Raw genomic sequence first — 20,447 nt, 5'->3', positions numbered from 1 at the left:
AAAAGACCGGAAAGGGCCACGCCCTTTCCGGTCTTTCTTTTTTGTGCATTAATCCATTATTCGCTTTCCGAATCCTTGCCGCTGATATGGGCGACATGCAGATGTTCCGTACGCCGGCGCTGAATACTCCCCGGCAGCGTCATGAGTGCCGGTACCAGCATCGGCAGCAGGATGAAGCAAAGCACGACCAAACCTACGATAACGGCCGCCGCCAGCTCGATCAACAGCACCAGGCCGGACGGCATCAAGGTCGCAAACGTGCCGCCAAGAATAACCATGGCGGAAATGATAACCCCGCCCACGCTCCTCGCCGCTTTTACGATGGCTTCGCCAGGCGACATATCGCCATGTTCCCGGTAACGTTCCATCAGGAAGATGCTGTAATCGACACCCACCGCCACGATGACGATAAAGGAGAAGAAAGGCACAAAGGAAGAGACGCCATCCGCTCCAATGATATAAGTCGCGACCAAATTGGATGCGCTCATCGCCACGTAATAAGAAGCAACCAGCGAAAGCACGATAAACACGGACGGCCAGAAGGAGCGGATCACGAACAGGAGAACGATAAAGACGCTCACAATAACGATGATAGCCGTACCGTTAAAGGAATTCAGCTGTTCCTTGTTCATGTCGTAAGTCGTGGAGCTCGGTCCTGCCGCTCCGTATCTGGCGTTATCCAGCACCGTTCCCTTCAGGCCGCTCGACAATGTGTCATTGATCTTTTCAATCGTCTTTAATGCAGCCGGTGAATAAGGATCATCCTTCAGTATCACGATCATCTTCGTGATTGTGCGGTCTTTGGACATAAAGTTGTCTTCGGCCTTTTTGAAAGCCTCGCTATCCAAAGCTTCACGCGGAATAAAGAATGTTTTTGAACTGTTTAGCTGAGTCAGGAAATCAGTGGTCTTGCCCAGACCTTCGGAAATATCCCCGAGACCGCTGCCGCTTTTGCCGATTCCTTCTTTAAGCTGCGACATGCCGCCCGTAAGGCTTGCGAGGCCGTCAATCAGCTGCTTCTGACCGCTCTGCACTTGGCCAAGCGCCGCATTCAGCTTCTTCATGTTCGCCTCGATCTCCCGGGAGCCGCCGCTGCCCTGCTGCAGCCCTTTCTGAAGTTCATCCGCTCCTTTTTGCAAAGCCGCAAGTCCGGCCGATAACTGCTTCTGGGCTCCCTCAATCTGTCCAAGTCCTCCGGCCGTCTGGCTGAGAGAGGCATTTAACTTCGCATAATTCGCATTCAGCTGCTGCAGTCCTCCGCTTAACTGTGCCAGACTGGACTCAAGGGTCTCGCCGGTCGCCTTCAGCTTCATATAATCCGCATCGGCAGCCAGTTCGCTGTGCTTAGCGCCAAGACCCGCGATCAAACCGTTCATTCCGGCCAGCCCCTGCTGAATTTGCGGGACTTGCCCGCCAATCTGCTTATATCCGGCCTCAAGGGAGGCGTATCCTTTGGACATCTCCGTCAGGCCTTTGCTGATTTTCCCCGTATTGGCGCTGACGGCATCCAACCCGCTTTTCAGGTTGGCAATCCCTTTGCCGAGCTCTCCGGCACCGCCGGCGCCTTTGCTGATCCCGCCGGAAACCTGCCCCAGCGCAGCTGCAATTTGATCATATCCGTTCTTCACTTTCGACGTGCCGCTAACAAGCTCGTTTGCGCTCGATGTATCCGGCGCGCTCAGCTTGCCGCCAATCTGGTCCAGTCCGCTTTTGATTTGGTCCACGCCTTTTTGGGAAGCAGATATCCCGTCCTTGACAGCTTCCGTCTGATTGCTGATATAAAAGGCGTCAATCGGCTTCGACTGCGGCTGCGTGACGCTTGCGACCGATTTGACTCCGCCTACGGCTTTGAGCTTATCCGTCAGCCTGTCGATGACGCCAAGCGCGTTATTGTTATCCAGCGCTTTGTCGCCTTCAATCACGACGGTAGTCGGCAGCGCTTGCCCCTTGCTGAAATGTTCCGCCACAAGGTTGAAACCTTTGGTGGACGGATACCCGTCGCCAAGCTCTTGGAGCTGGTCAAAGGATAGTTTTTGCCCGCTTGTCAGCAAAGCCGGGATCATCAGGACTACGATTACAGCCGTAACAATGACCGGATGCTTGACGGAAATGGCGGTCAAATTTGCCCAGAACTTGCTTTCCTTGTGCCCCGCATTCTTTTTCGAAGGCCAGAACAGCTTCGGACCCAATACCTTGAGTATAAATGGCGTTAGCGTCATGATTTCCAGCACCAGGACAACGGTGCCGATTGCAACCACGTTCGCCGATTTATAGATGCCGAAGCTTGAGAAGCTCAGTCCTGCAAAAGCGATAAACACGGTAGCGATGCTATACCAAATCGTTTTGCCAGCGGTCTTGTACGAGGTGATGATCGCTTCGTCGACAGACCGGCCATGTGCCAATTCCTCTCTGAAACGGTTGAACAACAGAATGTTATAATCCGTGCCGATTCCGAACAGAATCAGTACCAGCAGCATCTGCGTCACGCTCGTGACCGGGAACTCCAGCTTGTCGATGATTTGCGCAGCGATCCCCATGGAGCAGAGATAAGAAATCCCGACCGCGAGCAGGGAGACGAACGGAATGATCAAAGAGCGGAACATCAGGATCAATACCAACAAGATGAAAATGATGGTCAGCGCCGCGCTTTTCTCTACGCCCGCCGTGGAGGCTTTGATATAGTCATTTTCGATGAAGTCCTGGCCGCTTAAGTAATAAGGGACATTGACATCCTTCAGCACTTCTTTGAACTGCTTGTCGATTTCGTCCACGTTGCGGCCCATTCTATCCAGATTAAAGCTGGCCATGAGCGTGGTATTATCCTCGGAAATTAAGGAGGACTTGGCATCCGGAGTCGTGATCGGATCAATGAGCTGGCTGAATCCGAGCTCCGATTTATGCTGAATCAAGCTTTCGATTCCGGACTTGATGTTTGTCATATCCTCATCCGTCAATTTGCCTTCCCGGTGAAACACAATAATGTCGCTTGTTCCTTTCGTACCGGTCATCTTGCTTAGCAGAGTTCCGGCGACTTTCGACGGACTGTCTTCGGTTAGCGGGTCTTGGCCCCGCTCATGCAAAATGGCGTTCACATCCGGCTGAAACACGGTCAGCAGCACGGTTGCTACAAGCCAAAACACCAGAATCGCCCAGCGCCATTTGATGATTTGCCGCATGCCTAACTTTCCTCCTTGAAATTACTGGTTAGTAAACACGTGTTCATTATTGGGCCAAAAAAATAGAACCTACTACAATCAATTTCATAATGCGAGAATATCAGGATTTGCAAAATCCTTATATAAACTCGGTGATGAAATTGATTCCTATGCATCTTATTGGGAATCGGGGAACATTATTCATAAAAATGCGGGCGCACGAGCACCGATCAAGGAGTGAACCGGTGCTCATTGCCCAAGTAATACAGAAAAATAAACTCGTTTACAAGCCTTTTTACGGTTTCGCCATCTTCATGTTCCCTAAGGATCAGACATATGCCTTCCACGACAGTACCCGCGAGCATCAGCGCGCTTTGGCGCTGCTGAATTGTCAGCTTGTCGGCGTTATCGCGGCCTGACGTAAACACATCCTCCATAATGGTAGCAATCAGCTTTACCATATCCGACTTCACCTGAACGTATTTCGAGCCTGCGCTGCGGTTCATTAAGATCGTCAGCTCCGCACTGTAGGCGTCAAACAGACCGATGACCGTGTCTTCAACCATGTTCAAATACTTGAGCCCGTGGTTTCCACCTGTATAGGAGCGGTCCAACTCCTTTTTCAAGTTGAGAACGTACTCGATGAGTTTCTCGTATACAGGTTTGACGAGCGCTTCGAACAGTTCCTCCTTGTTTTTGTAGTAACGATAAATATTCCCCGTCGTGATTCCTGCTTCTGACGCGATACGGCGCATGGATGCATCAGTATAATCATGGCTTTTGAATTCGCGCAGAGCTGCCCGTAAAATGCTTTGGCGGACATCTTCTTTTAGCGTTTGCATTAATAAACACCCGTTTACTATTTATTTGAATGCTTTTATTATAAAGCCTGCGTGCCTGGTTGGCAATTCGGGGTTTCTTAAGCATGCAATACGGATTTTCCTGCGATGGGCAAATAAAGCGAGCAGTGACGCATGGCCTTCGAAGCTTATTCCGATTACTTTGCGGGGACCCCTTGATATGTCAAAAAAAGCCGCCCCTGCCTGAATTGATCGTAAGGACGGCTTTCGATACATGCTTTTCGTGTTATTTTTACGCACGCTCGACTTGGATACGATATTTCCTTTTCAAATAATGATGAATCCGCCTAAAATCCTCCGGCGTTAAATCTTTCAACTGCCTACGATCGGATTCATGTCCGAGAATGATGCCGATGGTCTGCGCCGCCAGCGCGTTGTTGGCCATAATTCGGGATGTTCCGTAGGCCTTGATGTCTGCCCCGATGTTTTTCCCAACGGCCAGCACATTATTGTATTCTTTCAACAGAAAAGAACGGAGGGGTATTCCGTACGCAGGGGTCACTCCGAACCCGATCCCATGCGGAATATGTACCGTGCCTTGCAAATCAACCGGGTAAGCGCCGATGCTGACATTGTCCCAGAACATTTTTCCGCCCATCACGTCTTCATATTTCAGCACATAATCGGTCTCAAAACGGTTAAAGTCGCGAATATAGAGATAATTTGGCGCAACGTTCATCTCGGCCTTCTCAAACCCCGGCAAATGACTCCGCAAATATTCCAGAATACGCGGAGCCTCCGCTGCTCCCTTTCGCATGGCTTCCTTCACGGATGCATCATTGGACGGATCAACGTTGTATATAATCAAACCGTTAATAATGACTTTCCCGCCCCTTTGATTGGCGATGTTCAGACCGCGGAGGCGGACAAACTTCTCGAGAGGGGCAAACTTGTTCATAACATTGCTGAACCCTACGGCAAAGTTCCAATCCACGTATGTGTTGGGACCGTATATCTTCCGGAGATTGGACAGCGGATAATGCTTTAAAACTTCCGTATTCAGCTTCTTCCAGTCCACGTTTTTGTAATTCAGCATATATGTCGCGCCCATATAACCCGGACTGTTTCTCTTCTCAATAACCTCCATGCCCGGAATCCGTTTCTTATGCTTCAGCCAGCCGGTTAGCGCATTAAAGTCCGTATTTTCCACCCAATAACGGGCTTCCAGCTTATAAGCCTTCTGATCCCGGTCCTTATAAGTCAGCGATTTCATCGTATGGCTATCGTTTACCGCAGCCTCTTCCACGTCATGAATCTTGATTCCGCTCTTTAAAGGGAGATTTTCTATCAGCTTATTATAATAGGCCTGAAACTCCTGCAAATTGCGTATTTTCCCCTTGTTATATGCATGGAACAGATTTTTCATCTCGCCCTGAGCCAAGCTTACGTGCCGCTTGTCCCTTGGTTCATCGAGAAACAGCATCTCCCCCTGAATCAGCTCGCCCCCGGGTTTCTCCCGCGGGTCAAGGATCAAAACGCTAAGTCCGAGCTTCTGGGCCTCTCTGGCCAAAAGCACCCCCTGAAGTTCGCTGCCGACAACGACAACGTCATAACGGCTGCAGCCTTCGCCGCAGGAGGCGGCTTGGGGAATCCGGTTTACCCCCCAGGGATTAAACATTTGAATAATAAGTGCGGACACCATGATCAGTAGCATTAGCTGCCATATTTTTTTGGATCGATGCACGGGCAATAATCAGCTCGCTTCTACATTTAAAATGATTACAAAGAAAGTACTATTATAAACTCTTACTCTATTACTATTTATTCCTTTTTTTAGTATAAAACACCTCTTGAATATTTTTCAACTCTTAACAACGGATTAACGATATAGAGGATATAATTGTATGAAATATGATAGGATGATTGTTTATAAATTTTGTTGTATCCCTCACCTGCTATAAAACGGAGATCCGAAAACATATGACCGAGAGTCAGGGCCGGCATGAAACAAATCGCGATTCTGTTCCGTCAAATAAATAAGAGGAAGAAAAATTCTATCAAGAAGGAATGAAAGACGATGAAGAAATGGTTATGCCTGATTATATCAGCAGCCGCAGCCCTTAGCCTCGGAACGGGCGCTCTTGCAGATGGCGCTCCCGCAACCTCAGCGGAGCCGAAGGGTGATGTTGCGAAAATGTACAGAATTAAACATGAAATGAAATTTGACCTAAATGGGAAAGAAGCAGCGCTCGACGGAAAGGCCATTACGGCTGACACCCCTATACTAAAAGGGGGCCGTGTATATGTTCCCCTCCGTACCCTTCGCCAGTCCGGTGCTGCTGACAGCGTCACCTGGAATGCCGCGAAACGGCAGGTACAAGTCGTGATCCAGCCTGAGGTGCAGCCACCGCTTAATAATCTGACCTTCCGGATCGGTTCGGAGGATGTGTACCTTCCGGACGGAAGCGCAATGGGCGAGAAAATTCCGGCGCCGTTTCTTTCTTCGGGAAAGGTTTATGTGCCGATTCGGGCGTTATCCTGGCTCGGAATAGCTGTCTCAACCGTGAAGGATACGGTGAGCTGGAACTGGAGCGATAAAGTCATAGAGGTATTGAAGCCGGAGTGGGAGACTGATCAAACCAGCACCACATTCACCATGCTGTATCAGAAGGATATGTATAGTCCGCAGTACTTGTATCCTTTAGGAGGCAGCGGTTGGGGCGGCGAAACTGGCAAGGTCACGGAAAAGGATATATCTATGGATGGACGGACTTATAACCGTATGCAGTTTACAGTGAATTTACGCCCAGGGCCCAATCCGGTGATGCTCACTGCAGTGTCGGCTGGCAACAAGGTAGTCACTGTGAAGAGAAAGGTAACAAATAGCTCCTCGTTACCTGTCACCATATTGGAAGAGGGGAAAGAGAACATTGCTTTCACCAGTCCCAACCGTGGCTATATCCAGGCAAAACCCGGACAAAAGATTGATGTGTCGGGGAATATCCTGCAGAAAAACGACCTGTTTGATAACCTGACCGTCAACGTTAAACGGTATCAACCCTCAAGCAAGGACAGCTATAAGGTATATGAAGAGGTGAAAAGTTTCAAGCTGCCCATTAAGGACCAAAAATTCGCAGGCTCGTTCACATTAAGCGAAAAGGGCAGCTATCTGATCAGTGTAATCAGTCCTGCCTACATTCCTTTCATCGAAAACGGACCATCGATGACGCAATGGGCTGAATTTGCGGTAGAAGTAGAGTAGCGATTCATAAAAAACGAGCCTTAGAAGGAATTCTATCGGCTCGTTTTTACTATCTTCACAACACTCTTTGCACAGCTTCCACGGTCAAGGGTGAGGTCATTATGGCGGTTTCCGTTATCTGGGCCCGGAGGATATCCGTATCCTTCAGCAGATTTCCTGTTAGCATGCAAAGCGCCGTTTCCTCCTTATCGATCGTCCCTTCGCGCATAAGTTTGTTTAAGCCCGCCAAGGAAGCTGCCGACGCCGGCTCGCAGCCGATGCCTGCCTGATCGATCCGCCGTTTCGATTCCAAAATCTCCTCATCCGTCACGCTGCAGGTGACGCCTTGGCAGAGCTGAAGTACGCGGCGCGCGATAGGCCAGCTGGGCGGATTCCCGATCTTTAGCGCTGAAGCCGTCGTATCCGGATGGGGTTCAGGAATCAATCGGTCTTTTCCTTCCGCCATCATGCGATGAAAAGGACTCGCCCCTTCCGCCTGAACCAGGGCAATACGCGGAAGTTTCGCAATCATCCCCAGCTGCTTCAGGTCTTCCAGCCCCTTTCCGAGAGCGGATACGTTACTGAGAGCGCCTCCCGGTATCACAATCCAGTCCGGCAGCTCCCAGTTCAAATATTGGGCGGTTTCATAAATGATGCTTTTTTGGCCCTCGATCCTAAGCGGATTCACGGAATTACAAACATAAAGTCCAAGCTCTTTCCCTTTTCGCTCAAGAAAGGAGATGCCGTCATCATAGGTTCCGTCAAAACGGATGACCTGAGCGCCGTACGCCCATGTTTGCAGCACCTTGTTCATGGAAATGCCGCTCTCCGGCACAAACACATACGCGGAAGCTCCGCCCATCGCAGCATACATCGCAAGCGACGAAGATGTGTTCCCGGTTGAGGAACAAGCAAAACGCGAATATCCAAGATAACGGCCGTGGGAAACGGCTGCTGTCATTCCGTTGTCCTTGAAGGAACCACTCGGGTTTTCGCTTAAGGCCTTGAAATAGAGATTACGGATGCCCATACTGCGACGAATACGCTCCGATGTATATAACCCGTTGTTACCTTCATATTTGGTTATGATGTTCTCTTCGGGAAGCTCCGGCAGGATCAATTCCTTATACCGCCATACCCCGCTGGCATATACGCTCACTCGTTCGGCTAGTCTTTTCTGAAACAACGCTTTAAGCTTCTCGCCGTCCAAACCGCCAAAATCCTGCTTAATCTCCAGCCGCCCCCCACATGTGCATTTGATGGCATACTCCATCCAGGAGCGTTCATAACCGCAATCCGCGCATACCATTTTCATCCGCATCTTCACCCTCTTTTCCGTTTTCCGTAAAGCTTGCATGGATTATTGCCGCAAACCCCGGTTTAGGCTTAGAATAAGCGGAAAGGTATCATAAATCTAATATATTTAATTTTTATTTTCATAATATTTAGTTATGATTTATACAAAAGAAAGGATGAAGCGCCATGAATTTGCATGCCCTCAGGTTTTTGGTCAAGGTTGCCGAGACCGGAAGCGTGACAACGGCCGCAGAAACGCTGCGGGTAAGTCAGCCGGCGGTCACAGCGCAGATCAAACGACTGGAGCAGGAGCTTGGAATTCAGCTTTGGTTACCGCAGGGGCGCGGGGTTGCCCTTACCGACACAGGTCGCATGCTCGCTCTTGAGGCGCAAAAGCTGTTTGATTTGGAGCATGCCATCGAAGAACGTCTTGACATCATCAAACTCGGGAAAGCAGGTAAACTGCATATTGCGGCAACCTATCTGCCAGCGAATTTTTTGCTGCCGGGGCCCATTGCCGATTACAAAAAGAGTCATCCCGCGGTAGAACTGGATCTGACGACAACCAACTCGAGTCATGCTCTTGATCTGCTCCTTCATTACAAAGCGGAAATCGCCGTCATTGGCGGCATCCATCAGGAGCATCCCCTACTAACCAAAACGCCGCTCTTGGAAGACGAGATGTATTTTGTCGTACATCCGGAGCATCCTCTTGCAGGCAAAGACATTCCGCTTGCCGACATGCTTCAGGAGCCTTTCATATACCGTGAAGAGGGCAGTTTCTCCCGCGAGCAGCTTCTAGCCTTATGCAAAATACATCATCTGCCTGCCCCGGCCATCGGTCTGCAGATGAACGGTCTCCATGAAACGATCCGTGTCGTGATGGAGGGGTATGGCGCAGCCTTTCTTTCAGCCTTGGAGTCCGAAGCTTTTATATCGGAAAAACGGCTCGCCAAAGTACATGTGCGGGATGTGAAGCTAAAGAACCCCATTTCGGTGTATTCGCGAAAAGACCCGCTTTCTCCAGCGGCCGAGCTTTTTCGGAACCTGCTTATCAATAAGAAGTTCTAACCATCTGCCCTTGATTAGGGGGTCAAAAGCGTCGTACAAAACAGAACAACGTCCGTCAAAATTCGTCAAAATCTTGATTTGAACAGAAAACATTCGCAGAGAAGGAATTCGGTTCAAAAGAAACGAATTTTATATTCAAAGATGGAGCAAAACTATGCCTAAAAGCAAAAATAGCCGGAGTGTCATCCGTCATGTTATGATTTTGCGGTATTTTGAGGGAGAGACATGCTTATGGAATATAAAATCATTGATAAAGAAGCTTTTGCGGTCATCGGCAGCATACGCGAAATTTCCGTGAAGGACGGCAATCATTTAAAGGAAATCCCGGCATTTTGGCAAGACTGCGAACAGGATGGGACCTTGCTTAAGCTAGGCGGCTTGGGTGAAGGGAAAGGCATGTTTGGCATTTGCATGAATTTTGAAAACGAGGGCCGTTTTCATTACATGATAGGGGTAGAGTCAAGTGCAGATACGGCTGCAATGGACGGTTTCGTATCCCGGGTCATCCCCGCCTCTGCCTGGGCCGTCTTTACATCGATCGGGCCCATGCCGGATGCGATCCAGCAAGTCTGGCGGCATATTTATCAGGAATGGTTGCCAACCGGAGGTTACCGGCATGCCGGGGGACCTGAGCTGGAGGTCTATCCTTCAGGCGATACGACGCATGATGATTACCGCTGCGAGGTATGGATCCGGGTTGCCAAAAACGAATAACTTCCATGCATTAATATGAAAATATAAATTAAAAAAAGCCTGTGCGCTCTTATGCTGATCAGCAGAAGAAGGAAGCTGCATAGGCTTTTGTAGTCTGCAAACGATATGAAGCATTTAAAGCCTTCATTTAAGGGGAACACAATTGTTCAAGAATAAGCTTCGCCGCACCGAAGGCCCCTGCATCATTGCCGAGCTGTGCCGGGCGGACGTCCACATTCAATTTCATGTCCGCCATCTTTTCCGCAAACAATGGCCACCAGATTTGCTTGGAATCGATCAATCCACCGCCCAAAATAACAACCTGCGGATTCAATCCCACGTGAATATTGTTCATAACAACCGCCAGGCGAATCGTAAATTGCTCGATCACTCCAACGATCTGCGGCTGCCCCTTCAGGTAGTCATCAAGCACTTCCATACCGGTAACATAATGGTGCCCCGATGCCTCCGTTGCAAGCTGCACCAATGCGGTTCCCGATAAGTATTGCTCGATACAGCCGTGCAAACCGCAGTTGCAGGGCCGTCCGCCAGGCACGAGAATCGTATGCCCCCACTCGCCGCCGTTCCAATGGGCTCCCCGAAAAAGCTTACCGCCAATCATATTCGCTCCGCCCACGCCCGTTCCGAGCGTCAGCATGGTCACATCCTCTGCACCCTTGCCTGCACCCAGCCAGGCCTCGCCGACGAGAGCTGTATTGGCATCATTATCGACAATTACAGGCAGATGAAAGGTTTCCTCAAAATATTCCTTCGGATTCGATCCTTGCCAGCCCGGCAGATTATCGGTCGCAAATACGATTTCCCCCGTCTGCACATTCACCCGGCCCGCCGTCCCGATCCCGATGCCGTAGATATCATCATGCCTGCCAAGCAAACGATCCAGCAGCGACTTCACGTTTGCCAAAATTCGCTCTTTGCCAAGCTTGGCCTCGGTTGGCGTTTTCTCCTGATCAAGGATTCGTCCCGCTCCATCCACTACGATGCCTTTGATCGAAGTTCCGCCAATATCGATGCCGACGGCCTTTGCGCCTTCTTCCAAGCCCTTCATTTTCGTACCGGCCTCCTTAATGCATCTGCCCATCCCGCGTTTTCCGGATTGCATGCGCAAATTTTTCCGTGATCAGCTTCGGTCTGGTAATCGCCGAGCCAACAACGACCGCATGCGCGCCAAGCTTAAGGCAAAACGCCGCCTGCTCGGGCGTGTTGATTCTTCCTTCCCCAATCACCGGAATCTTCACCTTTCGAACTGCTTCCCGCAGCAGGTCAAAGTCAGGGTCCTTTTGCTGGGGGGAATAATGCGTATACCCCGATAAAGTCGTTGAAATGCAGCTTACGCCGATGGACTCGGCATATAAAGCTTCCTCAATCGTAGAAACATCGGCCATGACTTTCTGACCCTGTTCTCTCATATACGATACCAGCTCTTTCAACGTTTCTCCGCCAGGTCTGGGTCTTGAGGTCGCATCCAAAGCGATAACATCGACCCGAGCCTCCATAAGTTCCTGGACTTCCTGCAGGGTTGGCGTAATATAAACTTCGCTGTCGTCGTAATCGCGTTTAATAATGCCGATGATCGGAAGCTTCGTCGCCTGTTTGATCGCGGCGATATCATGAACGCTGTTCGCGCGGATACCAATCGCGCCCCCTTGCTCTGCGGCGAGGGCCATTTTGGCCATCGTGTCGCCTCCATGCAGCGGCTCATCCTCAAGTGCCTGGCAAGAAACAATCAATCCGCCGCGGATTTGTTCAAAATAAAGATCTCCCATGGATTCATCTCCTATTTACAGCTTGCCTAATGGCGGGTGGATCGTTTTCCCATCTGTTTGGAATCCATTATAGCAGTCATTAGAGATTTTCTCCATTATATATTTAATAATAGGAGATTTTTTCTTTCTAAAGTAAAAAAGAAATAATTGCACAGCCCTTCTTTCCCGAAATACCCATAAAAACTCAACAAGAAAAAACCCACGCCCCCGGGTTACGGGTTCATGGGCTTCGCCTATCTTTCAAAACCGCGACTTAATCTTCGTCAACGGCAATTTCTATATCCGTCAGGTAATCCATCTCGGCATCCAGTACAGCTTCGACGGTCATTTCATCCAGTTTTATATCTTTACGGCTCAGCACGTAGTCAACCAGATCATCGCTGTCGATCTCGACTTCGCCATGTTCATTGGCCTCCGCCGTGTTGATATACGTTTTTTCATGCTTCAGGACGGCCCTGATGCTTTCGGGTTCAACGCCCGTCTCAGCCGCAATGTACTGCACAAGCTCCTGCTCGTTGAGTGTGCCGCTCATGGCCTTTTCATCTCCTTATTTCATGTCCTAGGGCCATTGTAACACAAAAAGATCAAGTTTCCATTTTTTCAGGCAGTAAATTTTCAATTTTACAAACTTCATATAAATTTTACATAAACTTTAATCAAGCAAACGCCCACAGAAAATGAAAATCACACACAATTTGCAAAAAATCATGTAAAATTAATTAGGTTTGGTGCATACACATCATCCATCTCATTTATTTCATGTATCGGAAGGCAGGAGTCAAAAACTTGTTCAAAAAAATGTTCAACCAGTATTGGAGCCCGTATATCGTTATGGCCGTGGCAGGAATACTGAGCGCGTTGTATTTCGGGATTACCAAAACCGTATGGGCGGTAACCGGGGAGTTCACCCGCCTGGGCGGACATATGCTGGAATGGTTCGGCGTCGATATATCGGACTGGGCCTATTTCAAATTAATCCATATGCAAGGAACGACCTTCAGCCGAACAGACGGCTGGATCGTGTGGGGCATGTTTATCGGAGCGCTGCTTATGGTGCTTCTAAACAATAATTTCAAAATCCGGGTACCCCGCCAGAAACGCAGGCTTCTGCAAGGCTTGATCGGCGGTTTTGTCGCCGGCTTTGGAGCCCGGATGGCGCTTGGCTGCAACTTGGCCGCGTTTTTTACGGGCGTACCGCAATTCTCGCTGCATTCCTGGATTTTTATCGTAGCGACAGCAGTCGGAACTTTTGCGGGCGTCAAAATCGTGAGCACCTCCTGGTGGAAAGGCAAGCCGGTCCTGCAAAAGGGCAACACGGCCGCGATCGTCAAGGAACGCAAGAAAATCCAGCCCTATATCGGCGGAATCCTCGCCTTGGCGTACGCCGGTCTGATCATTTATTTTTACGCGGAAGGCAAAAACATGCTCGGCACCGCGGCCCTTTTTGGCGCAGCCTTCGGCATTCTGATCGAAAGAGGTCAAATCTGCTTTACCTCCGCTTTCCGCGATCTGTGGATCAGCGGACGCGCAACCATGACCAAAGCGATCACGCTTGGCATGGCTGTCAGCTCGGTCGTGACGCTGATCATCATTTTGGTCAACGGAATGGACCCGATCACCAAAATCGCTGCTCCAAGCACGGTCATCGGCGGCATTCTGTTTGGCGTCGGCATCGTGATGGCAGGCGGCTGCGAGACCGGAATGATGTACCGCCTGATGGAAGGACAGGTCGTCTTCCTGCCGGTATTCATCGGCAATATTATCGGCGCTACCGTGCTCGCTTACGGCTGGGATCATCTTGGCATCTACAACAGTCTTGTCAAAATGGGCAAGCCTATCAATCTGATCGACACGCTCGGGCCGGCCTGGGCATTGATCCTGACATTGGTGCTGCTGGCTGCCGGCTTTGCGATTGCTGTCTATTGGCAAAAAAATTACCGATTCGGCGTCGGTTTCAAGAAAGGGGAAACAAAACATGTCCATTGATTACACGCTTGATCTTCGCGGGGAATCTTGTCCTTATCCGGTGATTTACACTCTGGAAACATTGCAGGGAATGAAAAAAGGAGAGCTGCTTCAGGTCATTGCCGACTGCCCGGCGGCTTTCCGCAACGTGCCGGAGGAAGTGGTCAAACATGGCTACACCCTGGAGAAAGAACCGGTGAAAAACGGCAGCGAGCTGCTGTTCTACATCCGGGCATAACCGAATGGGAGGGGGGCGGCACCCCCTACCCTTATCCTGGCTAAATGGGATTGAACTACTCACCAGTCCCTCCGATCCCGGGCTTCACAGTAAATGACGCTCATGCCTGGCATGAACTAAAAGGAGGAACAGCCCCTATGTCGGTTGTTCCTCCTTTGATTTTTAGTATTTAACGCCTCGGCTTTCGGGAGATTCCGATACGGCTTAACAGCTGATACAGGCTGCAACCCGCCATTGCTACGAACGGTTTTGCAGCTTCATCCGGAAGGTAGAAAGATCGTCCGTACCGAAAACGATGAGTCTTTTAAGCAGCAGCGGATTTTGCTCAGACGTTGTCCAACCGTCTTCGAAGGTAAAAGCGTAATCATATCCGCATTTTTCCACAATCTTTACCGTCTCTTCGCTCCGCAGCCCATAAGGGTACGCCATCGCATTGACTTTCCTGTGCAGATGGTTTTCGATCGCTTGCTTGGAACCGGCGACTTCATCGGTTTGTTCCTCAGAAGATAACAGCGGCAAATCCGGGTGGGAACGGGTGTGAGGCATTATGTCCCATCCGTTCTTTTGTAATTCGCCCAGGTCGTTCCAAGTTGCATAAGACCCGCTGCCCATCCAATTCGTAATGGCAAACATGGTGGCAGTGAACCCGTATTTCTTCATAATCGGAAAAGCTTGTTTATAGTTATCGGCATATCCGTCGTCAAAGGTAATCAGGATGAATTTGCCCGTGTTCTTGATTTTGCCTTTCATCAGCGCATCGAACTGCCGCAAATTGATGCTTTTATAGCCCATGTCGTGAAGCGCGCTCATCTGCTCGCGAAACTGTTCAGGCGTCACGACATATTTATTCGTCGCCTTGGAGTTTACGGAATGATAAGATAAAACGGGTACTTCCACCCTACTTCGTTGGGAATCCGCAGCAGAGCGGGTTTGATAAAAAAGCAGATGATCGGCCGAAATTAGAAGAAAGACGATTAAAGCTGTGACAACCGTCAGAATGGCCAGCCATTTCCACAGGCCGCCTCGTTGTTTGGAAGAATTAGATTCCATCTTAAATCTCGCATCCTAGCGTTTTTTTACTTTTTTAGTACAAAAAAAGAAATCATCTTCTACATTACTATCATTCTCTGAAAATCTCAACTTTAGGAGATTCAGAGCTTTTTTTAACAAAAAGGATTAGGAGCGTGAGTGTACGCATCTAATCCTTTTCAATATCAAACCGGTCGGCGGCCCAGGCGATAAACGGCACCCTTCCCCGCACATCCAAATCCTTCATATGAATGAATACGTCGCGGTCCGCTTTCATCGTAAAACGGATCCAGTTATTGTAAATCATCACCTTTTCCACGTCATTCGCATCAAATGTCCTTGTCGCTTGAACATTGACCACTCTGACCATATCCCCATGAATGCGAATATAACGGGAATAAACATGCGCAAATCGGAAGGATATAAGCAAAAGAGCCGCCATTAGCACGATATTCCATACGGTCTGCGTCTTGGTGAAACCGGAAGATAACAGGAGCGCCAGCCGGATGACTGCCGCGAGCAGGAGCAGTCCAAACACGACGATGTTCATCTTGTTGCCTTTGAATTTTGCAGTCATAACTTCGAAACATCCTTTATTTAAAAATTTCACCCAAAGTCCCAATAGGAACCGGCTCCTCAATATAACTCTATTTTCTTCTTCGCACAAGACGTTTTCGCAAAATAATCAACGCACAAACAAGGCGCCGGACAACAATGTCAGGCACCTTCGCTTTTTACTCGCCGATTTACATTACCGGTCCGGTTTCATCAAATACTCCACAATTTTTTGTTCCTCCGGTCCCTGGCCTTGGAAAACCGCCTGATAGCATACTTTGCCGTTCAGCCAGAAATAGCTTACCAGATTGGTCTCATTGGGACTGCTTAGCTCACCATCCACTTTGTATGGCTCTGTACGCAGTACTTCGTGACCCTGAATAATTATTGCTTTGAGCTTAACATTATTGCGTTCTCCGTCAATTCTCGTAAAAGAAACCCGGCCGTTCCTTTTCATCTCCTGGTACATATCCCCGTTTAACATCTGCTTAAACGAAACGTCTCGGATACCGGGATCAGCTTTATTTTTCCGATCACCATTGCCTCGACTATATGAGACCTGAAGCAGCTTGCGCATGGAATCTTCATCATTTTCTACGTGATTAAAATTCGCTTTACGGGAAACATAGGAACCGCTGGCGGCAAAATCCCCGGGCAGCATTCGCGGAAAAGCAGCTTTAAAGCCAACCAGCTCCTGAGCGCGCCGGATATCCTCGGTATCATACAAATAGGTCAGGATTTTCCCATGATAGTCATTATCTACATAAATTTTGTTTATCTTCGCATCGGGAAATTTCATTGAAGCGATCATTTGCTCCATCTCATTGCTGGACAAGTTGTAGGAGCTTAATTCATAGGTTAATCCTTGATCCCTCCAGATGTAATAATATCTTTCCGGCTGCCCTTTCCAGGCGGTCATGCGAATCGTAATTTTATAGCCTTCATCCATGCCGGCTAAGGATAGGGATTCTTTCTCTATCACTTTCCCGTTATCCTTCCGATCGGTTTCATCTTGCTCCATTTTGGAAATCCGATCATATTGTTTCTGAAGATCGGCGCCTGGAGCGATTCTTAACTCGAAGTTGCCACCAAATTTGCTTATTTTAGCCTTGACGTACCCTAATCTGACACTTGGTGGCGGATCATTGAACTGAATGCTCATATCGCTAAAACTATACCCCTCTGGCAGCAAGGATGGAACTTTAAACTTAAACGGCGCCACCCGTGCCCCTTTTTCAAGGTTATCATATACCCGAAATCTTTCATTAGCAAACAGCGTTTCATTCCCGCCATCTTCGGCATGAACCCAAGCGGACGATCCCGCCTCCGACACCTGCGCATTGGTCAGCGTTGCCGTACCGATCAAAAGTACGAGAACAACCGCCATGATTGAAAGTTTATAAGAACCCTTTTTAAAAGATTGAATCATTCGAATCCTCCTCACCATCTCTTTTTGACCGTTCAAACCTTTGAAATAAAGAAGATGCGGCTGGCTTCTCCCGGCGGAGTACCGTTTGAGAAATCCTATAATCGTCATGCCGTAATGCACGGCTTCTTCTTCCCCCAGCGCATCCAAGGCGCAAGCGTCGCATGCCAGTTCCCGGTCGGCTTTCATTCGCCGCAAAATGAACCAAACAAGCGGATTCATCCAGTGGATGGCAAATACCAGGCTGCCGAGCATATTCCAGATGGTGTCCTTGCGTTTATAATGAGCCAGCTCATGGGCAATCACATGCTTCAGCAGCCGTTTGCTGATTGCTTCACCATCCAGCAGCTCGGGCAGATAAACAGCCGGACGGAATATGCCTGCAATATATGGACTTTGAATATTCGGATCTCTGTAAATATCCACCGGGCGTTTAATGGAAAAGAGTCTGCGGCACTCTTCTGCAATATCCAAGATTACAGGACCGGTTACACGGCTGAGATGTTTATGTTTGGTTCGGATCCGCAGCCAATACATCAGGTTGTAACCCAGAAGAACGGCTGCACCGGCCAGCCAAACGACCGCCAGTATCCGAACCGCCGGATGGCTTTCTCTCTCTATGCCCTCTTCTGTGGCAGGTTTCGCATCCTGCGGGAACAAAATCGGAGGCGAAACATCCCTTTTGGCTTCATTCGTTGTATAATTAGATTGATATGAAGTTTCTTTTAGGCTGTTTTCGGATTTCTCGGCAGGCTTGTCCAGCCGGAAAGCAAACCCGGAAACGGCATTTTTTATGTCTGTCAATGTAGGTACCGCATTATAGAGGCTAAACGGGCTTTGCGGCAGGACCGGCAGCACGAGCCTCAACAATACAATCAGCCATAACGCATGCCTCAAACGCGCGCTAATGCGTCCTCGAAACAGATGCTGCACCAACAGCACCACGATAGCGGCAGCGCTGGCCATCAGCGTCGAGGCAACGAACCAACTAAAGAGGCTTTCGGCTATATTCATGGTATGACCTCATTTGGTTGAATTTCACGGTTTTAAGACCGCGATGAGTCTTTCGAGTCTTTTTTCTGTTTCTCCAGCAAAATTTGCTGCAGCCGTTCAATTTCCTGATCCGACAGCTGGGTTTCCTCCAAAAAATTGGTCATCATCAGCCCGGCTGCACCGTTAAACACCCGGTTCAAAAAAGAGCGGCTTTCTGCGCGCACGCACTCTTTCTCCGAAATCAGCGGATAATACAGATAACTTCTGCCCGACTTTTGGTAGCCCAGCGCTTTTTTCTTCATCAGCCGGTTGATAAAGGTTCTGACCGTCTGATCGCTCCAATCCGTACCTTGCGGCAAATGCTGCACGATTTGCTCGGCTGTCAGCGGGTGTTCCCGCCAAACGACCTTCATAATCTCCCATTCGGATTCCGAAATCTTCGGCATCTTGTCCATATTTTGCTCCCCCCTTTTCCGCTTGAGAATAATAACCAGTAATGAATAAACTATTACAAGTGTAAATATAACCTATTTGCATAACTATTACAATTGTAATTTTAACAAATCCAAAAAAAGACGGCATGCCCGGTTAGTCTAAATCGACTTCCTGCACGCCGCCAGCCTGAACTTAGCGATTCTCTTGAATTGCCACGTAGATGTCCACAATGGCATTTTGCGGATCAAAACCGCGCATATCATACAGCTCAAAATCTCCCGTATATGCCCGCTTAAGTTCGGAGGTTCGGAAATAATCCCATATTTCCTGCCACAGCTGAAGAACAACCTGACCAAAAGGCCCTCTTTGTGTCGTGAATTTAATGTACGCCGCTTCTGGTATATAAGCCGTTTCTGCCGCATTTTCCCTGTTGTGGTCGCGGTCAACCTCATGCCCGATCAGTAACCTGTATTCCCCGTTCACGTCACTCTCATATTCCGTATATAAAGCGTACAGCAGATGAGGATTAATCAGGTCCTGCCGCTCTTGAAAGCCGCTGCGGAAATACTCTTCCCATAGAGCCGGAATTTGCCCTTCCGGTCCGCTTTCCCGCTGATTGGAGGTCCGGATGCTGACGCCTGTCAAGACAGCCGAGGGTCGATGCGTAATGTTTGATTCCATGAAGACACCCTTTCTTTCACTGTGATGCATTCATTGTACATGGGCTAAGTGGACACCATATTGTTCGGTTTCGAGTACAGATCGAGAATTTTTTGCGCCCGGCGGACCACTTCCTCAGCCACAAACTCCGGACTTTCAATTTTAATATGGCCTCCGTAGCTGAGCACCATGCCGTAGAACCATTCATCGAGCGAAAATTCCCCTTCAACGCATACGCTGCCGTCATCGTATAAGGATATTTGATCCGGGGCGAATGTGTCCCAGACTCTATGCCTCACCAAAGGGGAAAACAGCAGCCTGACGGTGCTTTTGCGGGCATCGGAAGACCATTCGGGTTTCCAGTCATAGGTATCCTGGAGCGGCAATTTCCGCGGTGTGAAATGGGCCTCGAATACATCGATCTCCTGAATACGGGAAAGGCGGAAAGATCTGAAGTCCTCACGAAGCAGGCAATATGCCTGCAAGTACCACACATTCCCTTTCAAAATAAGCCGGCACGGTTCCACTTCCCGCTCGCTATCGCTTCCGTTCATATTGATGTATTGAAGTTTGACTTTCCTCGATTGTCCGATCGCTTGTCTCAATTGGCTAACTTTGCCCCTTGTGTTAACCCCTTGCCCCCATGGATTCAAATCAAAAAGCAGCTCTGCGGAAACAGAATGTCCCACTTCCTTTTCCTGCCGCGACCGATAAAGAAGCGTCTCCACCTTGTCCAGCAAACCATCCAGCGTCTGATCATCGAGTGCGGCTTTGACGCCTTTGACCGCTGCAAAAATGGAGTATATTTCATCCAAGGTCAAGAACTGTCTGGAGATTGTATACTGCTCCATGATCTCAAAACCGCCGCTTGTTCCGGAATAGGCTGCGATTGGAATTCCCGCTCGGCTTAGCGTATCCATATCCCTATAGATCGTTTTCGTGGAAACCTCGAATCGGTCGGCCAGTTCCTTCGCGCTGATTCTGCCCCGGTTCAGGAGCAGCACGGTCATGGCGAGCATACGGTCTATTTTCATAAAGTGCAGTCCTTTCCGGTTTAAAAGTGCAGTTCAAAATGCGGGCACCATGATGTCGCTCAACCACAT

At 49.2% G+C, this 20,447-nt stretch carries 18 protein-coding genes; 5 read left to right on the top strand and 13 right to left on the bottom strand.

Translation table 11 applies throughout. The features are described from left to right. Positions 1-56: 56 nt before the first annotated feature. The 3 genes from L6442_RS01140 to L6442_RS01130 form a co-directional block, all read right to left on the bottom strand. On the bottom strand, positions 57-3,176 hold the full coding sequence (locus L6442_RS01140) for an MMPL family transporter (RefSeq protein WP_212981491.1): 3,120 nt from the start codon (positions 3,174-3,176) through the stop codon (positions 57-59). 209 nt (positions 3,177-3,385) lie between these two features. After that, positions 3,386-3,997, bottom strand: coding sequence for a TetR/AcrR family transcriptional regulator (locus L6442_RS01135; protein WP_212981490.1), 612 nt, complete (start codon positions 3,995-3,997; stop codon positions 3,386-3,388). A 250-nt stretch (positions 3,998-4,247) separates the two neighbouring features. Then, entirely contained in the window at positions 4,248-5,669 is a 1,422-nt protein-coding gene (locus L6442_RS01130; RefSeq protein WP_212981489.1) for an FAD-dependent oxidoreductase, read from the bottom strand. A gap of 363 nt (positions 5,670-6,032) precedes the next feature. Between L6442_RS01130 and L6442_RS01125 the strand changes: the two genes are divergently transcribed. After that, positions 6,033-7,217, top strand: a complete 1,185-nt coding sequence (locus L6442_RS01125) for a stalk domain-containing protein (protein WP_212981488.1) — start codon at positions 6,033-6,035, stop codon at positions 7,215-7,217. 55 nt (positions 7,218-7,272) lie between these two features. Here the strand turns inward: L6442_RS01125 and thrC are convergent, their stop codons facing one another. Further along, positions 7,273-8,511, bottom strand: coding sequence for a threonine synthase (gene thrC, locus L6442_RS01120; RefSeq protein ID WP_212981487.1), 1,239 nt, complete (start codon positions 8,509-8,511; stop codon positions 7,273-7,275). 167 nt (positions 8,512-8,678) lie between these two features. On the opposite strand from thrC, the gene L6442_RS01115 reads away from it, so the two are divergent. Beyond that, a complete protein-coding gene (locus L6442_RS01115) occupies positions 8,679-9,563 on the top strand; it encodes a LysR family transcriptional regulator (RefSeq protein WP_212981486.1) in 885 nt (294 codons plus the stop codon). Between the two features lie 231 nt (positions 9,564-9,794). Continuing rightward, on the top strand, positions 9,795-10,277 hold the full coding sequence (locus L6442_RS01110) for a GyrI-like domain-containing protein (protein ID WP_212981485.1): 483 nt from the start codon (positions 9,795-9,797) through the stop codon (positions 10,275-10,277). Positions 10,278-10,404: 127 nt separating this feature from the next. On the opposite strand, the gene L6442_RS01105 is transcribed toward L6442_RS01110, so the two are convergent. The 3 genes from L6442_RS01105 to L6442_RS01095 form a co-directional block, all read right to left on the bottom strand. Beyond that, on the bottom strand, positions 10,405-11,325 hold the full coding sequence (locus tag L6442_RS01105) for an ROK family protein (protein ID WP_212981484.1): 921 nt from the start codon (positions 11,323-11,325) through the stop codon (positions 10,405-10,407). 16 nt (positions 11,326-11,341) lie between these two features. Then, complete coding sequence (locus L6442_RS01100; protein WP_212981483.1) at positions 11,342-12,043, bottom strand: N-acetylmannosamine-6-phosphate 2-epimerase; 702 nt, start codon at positions 12,041-12,043, stop codon at positions 11,342-11,344. Positions 12,044-12,296: 253 nt separating this feature from the next. Then, complete coding sequence (locus tag L6442_RS01095) at positions 12,297-12,575, bottom strand: hypothetical protein (RefSeq protein ID WP_194234732.1); 279 nt, start codon at positions 12,573-12,575, stop codon at positions 12,297-12,299. A gap of 227 nt (positions 12,576-12,802) precedes the next feature. Here L6442_RS01095 and yedE point away from each other — a divergent pair, with 227 nt between their 5' ends. Both yedE and yedF read left to right on the top strand, forming a co-directional pair. Further along, positions 12,803-14,029 carry a selenium metabolism membrane protein YedE/FdhT gene (gene yedE, locus L6442_RS01090; protein WP_212981482.1) on the top strand — a complete coding sequence of 409 codons (1,227 nt, stop codon included), beginning with the start codon at positions 12,803-12,805 and terminating at the stop codon, positions 14,027-14,029. After that, entirely contained in the window at positions 14,019-14,246 is a 228-nt protein-coding gene (gene yedF / locus L6442_RS01085) for a sulfurtransferase-like selenium metabolism protein YedF (protein ID WP_212981481.1), read from the top strand. The genes yedE and yedF overlap by 11 nt, the downstream gene beginning before the upstream one ends. A 237-nt stretch (positions 14,247-14,483) precedes the next feature. Here yedF and L6442_RS01080 read toward each other — a convergent pair whose 3' ends face one another. The 6 genes from L6442_RS01080 to L6442_RS01055 form a co-directional block, all read right to left on the bottom strand. After that, positions 14,484-15,296, bottom strand: a complete 813-nt coding sequence (locus tag L6442_RS01080; protein ID WP_212981480.1) for a polysaccharide deacetylase family protein — start codon at positions 15,294-15,296, stop codon at positions 14,484-14,486. Between the two features lie 148 nt (positions 15,297-15,444). Continuing rightward, entirely contained in the window at positions 15,445-15,852 is a 408-nt protein-coding gene (locus L6442_RS01075; protein WP_212981479.1) for a hypothetical protein, read from the bottom strand. 174 nt (positions 15,853-16,026) lie between these two features. Beyond that, complete coding sequence (locus L6442_RS01070; protein WP_212981478.1) at positions 16,027-18,270, bottom strand: M56 family metallopeptidase; 2,244 nt, start codon at positions 18,268-18,270, stop codon at positions 16,027-16,029. A 32-nt stretch (positions 18,271-18,302) separates the two neighbouring features. After that, positions 18,303-18,704, bottom strand: a complete 402-nt coding sequence (locus L6442_RS01065) for a BlaI/MecI/CopY family transcriptional regulator (RefSeq protein WP_194234738.1) — start codon at positions 18,702-18,704, stop codon at positions 18,303-18,305. Between the two features lie 172 nt (positions 18,705-18,876). Beyond that, positions 18,877-19,365 carry a GyrI-like domain-containing protein gene (locus tag L6442_RS01060; protein WP_212981477.1) on the bottom strand — a complete coding sequence of 163 codons (489 nt, stop codon included), beginning with the start codon at positions 19,363-19,365 and terminating at the stop codon, positions 18,877-18,879. Positions 19,366-19,409: 44 nt separating this feature from the next. Continuing rightward, positions 19,410-20,378 (bottom strand): helix-turn-helix transcriptional regulator, encoded by a 969-nt coding sequence (locus tag L6442_RS01055; protein ID WP_212981476.1) that lies wholly within the window; start codon positions 20,376-20,378, stop codon positions 19,410-19,412. Positions 20,379-20,447: the final 69 nt, after the last annotated feature.

It is taken from the genome of Paenibacillus azoreducens (assembly GCF_021654775.1).
Classification (GTDB): Bacteria; Bacillota; Bacilli; order Paenibacillales; family Paenibacillaceae; genus Paenibacillus_AQ; species Paenibacillus_AQ azoreducens.
This window is presented reverse-complemented; position numbering and strand designations above follow the sequence as displayed.